The sequence below is a fragment of the Kyrpidia sp. genome, from assembly GCF_023512215.1.
GTDB classification, from domain to species: domain Bacteria; phylum Bacillota; class Bacilli; order Kyrpidiales; family Kyrpidiaceae; genus Kyrpidia; species Kyrpidia spormannii.
On the sequence record NZ_JAILZZ010000087.1, the window covers coordinates 1 to 5,893 of the forward strand.

Sequence of the window (5,893 nt, forward strand, 5' to 3'; positions counted from 1 at the left end):
CCCACGACAACGGCGTCCCTTTGACAATATCCTGCTTTGCCTTTCGACCAAGTACATCGTACAGATGACGCGGGTGGAGCCCGTGCGCTGGTCTGATGCTGCGCACATTGTCCTCGGTGAATGTCTCTCCGGCCTTAATGTCTCGAACCACAAACAGTGAACGCCGCAACATCCGGCTCGGCTCTTCGCGAGGGGTAGGACCGTAGGACACCCTCCCAATCGCCTTTTCCGCCATCCGGATCCCTTCTACCATCGCTCTAAACTCATGAGGTTCCAAGGAGAACGCCGAATCCGGGCCGGGTTCGGACCTGGATAAAGTCAGATGCTTTTCAATGATGGACGCACCGAGGGTTACCGCCACCGTCGGTACGTGAACGCTCAATGTGTGGTCAGACAATCCCACCGGTAATCCGAAAGCTTCACGGAGGTGGGGAATGGTCCGCAGATTCATCTCCTCCGGAGGTGCCGGATAACCACTGTTAGTCTTGAGGAGGGCCAACTTTTTTGCCCCGGCCTCCCGAGCTGCATTTACCGCTTCCTCAATTTCCGCCAGGGTGGCCATACCGGTCGATAGAATCAGCGGCTTCCCCGTTTGGGCCGCTTTTCGGATCAACGGGAGGTCGACCAGCTCAAAAGAAGCGATTTTGTGGACCGGCATGCCCAGTTTCTCCAGAAAATCGACTCCTGCAACATCGAAAGAGGTCGAGAACAATGTGATTCCCAGATCATCAGCCGCCCGTTTCAACCCGACATGCCACTCGTAGGGTGTGGCCGCCTCGCTGTAAAGATCGTAGAGGGTGCGCCCCGCCCACAACGTCCCTTCCTGAATGCGGAAGTATGGATTGTCACAGGAAATTGTCAGGCTGTCGGGCGTGTACGTCTGCAACTTGACCGCATCCGCTCCAGCCTCTTTCGCCGCTTGGATCAATTTCACCGCCCGTTCAAAACTCTGCAAATGATTTGCGGACAACTCCGCGATGACGTACGTAGGTCGCCCCGGTCCAATGGTCCGACCCTGAATGTCAATTTCCGTCGTCATCCTCATCCCTCCCCGTCCCGGCCACGCGTCTGACCATCTGAATCACCGGCTGATGGTCCACAATCTTCGTTCCCATTACGCGAAATCCCGCTTTCGTGAATGCCTGGAGTGACGCCTTATTCCCAGGCTTAATATACGCGAGGAGGGTCTCGACGCCTTTCTGCAACATATCTTCGGCTGCTTCGGCGATCACCCGCCCTCCCAACCCTTGACCCCGATATCGTCCATCGATGCTCACGGAGACAACCGCCTCCGTTCCCTGAACATCGAACCGAACTTGTCCAACGGGCAAACCCGGTGTCAACTCGGCCACATACATCAAAACCTGTGGGTCTCCCTTTTTCGCACGAAACCAGCGCACATGGTCGTCCCATGGAATGGGATCAGTAGAAAGTGAATTTTGCCGAACCACCGGATCGTTGGCCCACTCCCACAATAAACGGCAATCCCCTTCCTCAACCTTTCGAAGCAAGATCCGATGTCCGAGAAGGATGCCCACGACCCGTTCAGCCCCCTTGCCGTCCACAAGCCGTCTCCCGCGTTGCGTCATTTGACGCCGTTCCTGTGGATCCTGCAAAAGCCCGACAAGGGCCTGGACGATCCGATCAGGCGTCAGATCGACATGCCATCCCAGATTTTTGGCTGCACCCACCCGTTCCAGGGCCGCGGCAACAGCTTTCTGGTTGTCCGCCAGTTCCACAAGCAAAGACGGGAGGCCCATGAAAGCCAGCTCCAAGGCCGTCGTGCCCCCGCCGGACACCGCCACATCGGCCCAGGCCATCCATTCCGCCATGTTGGCCACGTTGTAAACGAGCCGTATCGCGCTCCCACAAGCGGCCTCTTTCAGGCGGGCTGCATGGGGATTGCTCCCGCCGACCACCACGACAACTTCCACGGAAATGTCCGCGATCAGGCGCACCGCTTCGATGATGCGCTCCGTCACGTTGTGAGGATCGGACCCTCCCAACGTGACGAGAATTTTCTTGGCGACGTCGGGTATGTTCCGCTGCCATCCCAACCAACGGCGAAATTCCCGGCGCAGCAAAGCATATCGCGGGCCGAGCAACAACCGGGTATCCGGATGACGGTACGTGTAATACAACTCGTCGGCGTATACATTGGCATTCAAAACCAGATCGGCCCGATACCGCCCCGCGTGGCCAAAATCGTCGATCACCATGAGGCGGTGCCCGGCCCCTTTGATGACTGCTTGATAGCGGTCCCCAAAATGATAGCCGTCCGCAACCACCCAAGCGGCCCCAAAACGTTCCGCTGCCTCGGCCGTTTTGGCGGCATCTTCTTCACCACCGGGCTCTCCATCAAGCCGGACCGTTTCTACCGCGACCTCTCGCGCCCGTCGCAAGCCGGCCTCGGTGATGTTCGCAAAAGCCAGGACAACCTCTCCCCCTTGGGCGATCCACTCTTCGGCGAGCGCCAAAGTGCGCATGAGATGACCCATCCCGAGCTGAGGCGTGACATCGGTCCGAATCAGCAGTTTCATTCGCCGTACTCCTTTTGCCGGACATGGCGGTTCAGTTCCGTCCACTCCGGATGACGTTCCAAGACCCTCAAGATATCTCGGTACTCAAACTTCGGATCGTCGGGATACAGCGCCTCGAAGATCTTGCCAATCAGTTCGAAGTCTTCTTGGGTGTCCAGCGTCAGCCGAATGTGGCTCCGGTCGACGGAATCGCAGACACCCGCCAGGCGAAACCGCGACGGCTGGCGCCACATATACGGCGTCACGTGTTCGCGATCGGCCGGATACTTCGCCTCGCGGTATGCCCGCTCCAGCGCGGCAAAAGCAAAAACCTCCGTGTCCAAACCGCGGGGATACGTCCGGACCAGGCAGTTCGACACGTAGTCCACATCCCCCGCCCCTTCCAAATACCGTGACAACACCCGACCGCTGACCTCGGGGGAAATCAGCGGACAGTCCGCGGTAATCCGCACCACTGCCTCGGCCTTTGCGGCTCGGGCAGCCCCGTAATAGCGGGCCAGAACATCCTTTTCCGGCCCCCGGTACACTCCGACCGATTCCCGACTCCTGAGGTACTCGTCCAACAAGTCATCCTCCAACGTATCGGGAATCGCCACCACCGCCTCATCAACACCCGAGATCCGTTCCACTCGTTCGATCACATAATGAATCATCGGACGGCCGAAAATCGGCTTCATGACTTTCCCCGGCAGCCGGGTGGATCCCATTCGGGCTTGAATGATCGCCACAACCGTCATGATCCGCCTCCCACAACGTCGCGGACCACGCGCCGAACCGTTTCCACGACGAACTCCACCTCATCATCGGTCATTTTCGGATAGAGAGGCAAGGAGATCGCCCGGCGATAAAAATCTTCCGCGCAAGAGTACATGCCTTCGGTGTATCCCATTTTCCGGTAAACGGGATGAAAATGGACCGGAATGTAATGGACCTGCACCCCGATCCCCGCTTCCCGAAGCCGTTCAAACACCCGCCTCCTCACCGCCGGACCGCCTTCAAGGCGGACGACGTACAAATGCCATCCCGGCTCCACGCCGGGCAGGACCACGGGAACCTCCAGACCGGGCAGATCCCGGAACGCTTCCGTATATCTCTCGGCAATGATCCGGCGGCGGCGGATGAACGCGTCCAAACGCCTCATCTGGCTTGTGCCGAGGGCGCACTGGATGTCGGTGATCCGGTAATTGTAGCCGATGTCCTGCATTTCATAGTACCAGGGCCCTTCCCACGCCGGGAGCCGCCGCGGATCCCGGACAATCCCGTGGGAACGGAACTGGACCGCCCGCCGGGCCCATTCCGGATCATTGGTCAGTACCGCTCCCCCCTCCCCGGTCGTCACCGGCTTCACGGGATGAAAGCTGACCGCCGTCAAGTCCGCCAGGGTCCCCACTTTCCGGCCCCGGTAAACAGCCCCCAACGAGTGGGCGGCGTCGGCCACCACGGTAATACCGTACCTTTGCGCAATGGCGCGAATGTCGTCGTATTCCGCCGGGTGTCCCGCATAATCCACGGGCACGATCAACTTGGTCTTGCGGGTGATCGCTTCCTCCAGTCGGCTCGGGTCCAATGTCCCGGTGTCCGGCCGGACATCGACGAATTTTACGGTCGCCCCCAAGTACAAAGCCGCATTGGCCGTCGCCACAAAAGTCAGGGGCGAAGTGATGATCTCGTCCCCCGCCCGAAGGCCAGCCGCATAGTAGGCGGTGTGCAGGGCCGCCGTCCCTGAATTGACGGCCACGGCGTGCCGCGCCCCAGTGTAATGAGCCAAGGTCTGCTCGAATCTTTCCACGGCCGGACCTGTGGTCAAGAAGTCGCTGCGAAGAACATCCACGACACACTGTATATCTTCTTCATCGATCCACTGACGGCCATAGGGAATAAAAAGATCAGACATCCCGCGCCATCTCCCGCAGTTGCTCCACGTCCAGCCAATCCGTATTTTTGTCGCTGGAATAGCTGAAATCCTCCGGAACGGGGGTTCCGTGGGACGGTTCCTGAGGCCACCATTCCATTTCCGGCTGGATGACATAATACGAGCCCATGTCCACCGTTCTCCGTGCGTCGTGGACACTGATCATCTCTTCATGCAGCTTTTCTCCCGGGCGGATCCCGATGATTTTGAGGTCCGCATCGGGGGCGATCGCCTTGGCCAGGTCGATCACCCGCATGCTGGGAATTTTCGGGACGAAAATTTCTCCGCCCCTCATCCGTTCGAAGCAGTTCAGGACGAACTGGACGCCCTGCTGCAACGTAATCCAGAAGCGGGTCATCCTCTCATCGGTGACGGGGATGACCCCTGTTGGCGCCAATTTCTTGAAGAGCGGCACCACACTGCCGCGGCTGCCCACGACATTCCCGTACCGGACCACGGAAAACCGGGTCCATTTCCCGCCGGCATACGCATTCCCGGCAATAAACAGCTTGTCGCTTACCAGTTTCGTAGCGCCGTACAGGTTGAAGGGGCTGGAGGCCTTGTCGGTGCTCAGGGCGATGACCCGTTCCACTCCTTGATCAATGGCGGCTTCAATGACGTTTTGGGCGCCGTGAATGTTCGTCTTCACGGCTTCAAAGGGGTTGTACTCGGCGGCAGGCACCTGTTTCAGGGCGGCCGCGTGGACGACGTAATCCACGCCGTCAAAAGCCCGGCGCAACCGGGCGTAATCCCGCACATCGCCGATGAAGAAGCGAATCCTGGGTTCATGCGGGTACATTTGCTGCATTTCGTACTGTTTGAGTTCATCGCGGCTGAACACGATCACTTTTTTGACCCGGGTGCTTTCCAGGACAGTCTTGACAAACTGTTTGCCGAACGATCCGGTGCCGCCCGTCACCAACACCGTTTTTCCATCGAAAATCATCCCATCGGCTCCTCGTCCCCTGGACTTGTGACATAGACTTCGTCCCGATCCGCCGGCATTCCTGCGGGCGGTTTCGGTGGAATGCCCAGGAAAATGGCCCCATCGTCATGAAGAGACCAGTTCCCGGAAACGATGTCGGTGTGGTTGAACGTCCACATGACTGTACCGGCGGATAAATTCCATCAGGGTGACATGCTCAAATCCGTCGAGAAACGCACCGCCTTCTGTGGCGTTATAACAAGTCCGGCCCGATTCCCGGGCGGCCCGTTCCAACCACCGCTTGTACGACATCAGATTGACGGACGTCTTAACGGCGCCGTCCCGATGGAAACTCGGAACCTCCCGCAACATCGAAATGTCGGAAAAAGACGTATAGAGATGGGCACCCTTGACATGGGACTCTCCCCCGGTATAGGCGAGATCCTGACCCACCAGACAGATGGGATCGCAACCCATTTGAACCAGCACATCGAACAGGGTGGTGGCCACGGAACC

General features: G+C 58.7%; 5 protein-coding genes and 1 pseudogene. All 6 read right to left on the reverse strand.

All coding sequences use genetic code 11. From position 1 onward, the window contains the following. A partial coding sequence (pseI, locus tag K6T64_RS16030; RefSeq protein WP_288011080.1) for a pseudaminic acid synthase occupies nucleotides 1-1,039 on the reverse strand: 1,039 nt, incomplete at its 3' end. Then, nucleotides 1,023-2,540: a UDP-2,4-diacetamido-2,4,6-trideoxy-beta-L-altropyranose hydrolase gene (gene pseG, locus K6T64_RS16035; RefSeq protein ID WP_288011082.1), complete on the reverse strand. Its 1,518-nt coding sequence runs from the start codon at nucleotides 2,538-2,540 to the stop codon at nucleotides 1,023-1,025. The genes pseI and pseG, both read right to left, overlap by 17 nt. Next, nucleotides 2,537-3,277, reverse strand: a complete 741-nt coding sequence (locus tag K6T64_RS16040) for a cytidylyltransferase domain-containing protein (protein WP_288011084.1) — start codon at nucleotides 3,275-3,277, stop codon at nucleotides 2,537-2,539. Before K6T64_RS16040 ends, pseG begins: the two co-directional genes overlap by 4 nt. Then, nucleotides 3,274-4,434 (reverse strand): UDP-4-amino-4,6-dideoxy-N-acetyl-beta-L-altrosamine transaminase, encoded by a 1,161-nt coding sequence (pseC, locus tag K6T64_RS16045; protein WP_288011086.1) that lies wholly within the window; start codon nucleotides 4,432-4,434, stop codon nucleotides 3,274-3,276. The genes K6T64_RS16040 and pseC overlap by 4 nt, the downstream gene beginning before the upstream one ends. After that, nucleotides 4,427-5,398: a UDP-N-acetylglucosamine 4,6-dehydratase (inverting) gene (pseB, locus tag K6T64_RS16050; protein WP_288011088.1), complete on the reverse strand. Its 972-nt coding sequence runs from the start codon at nucleotides 5,396-5,398 to the stop codon at nucleotides 4,427-4,429. The genes pseC and pseB overlap by 8 nt, the downstream gene beginning before the upstream one ends. Nucleotides 5,399-5,503: 105 nt before the next feature. Continuing rightward, a pseudogene (locus K6T64_RS16055) lies at nucleotides 5,504-5,893 on the reverse strand (hypothetical protein); the annotation flags it as partial.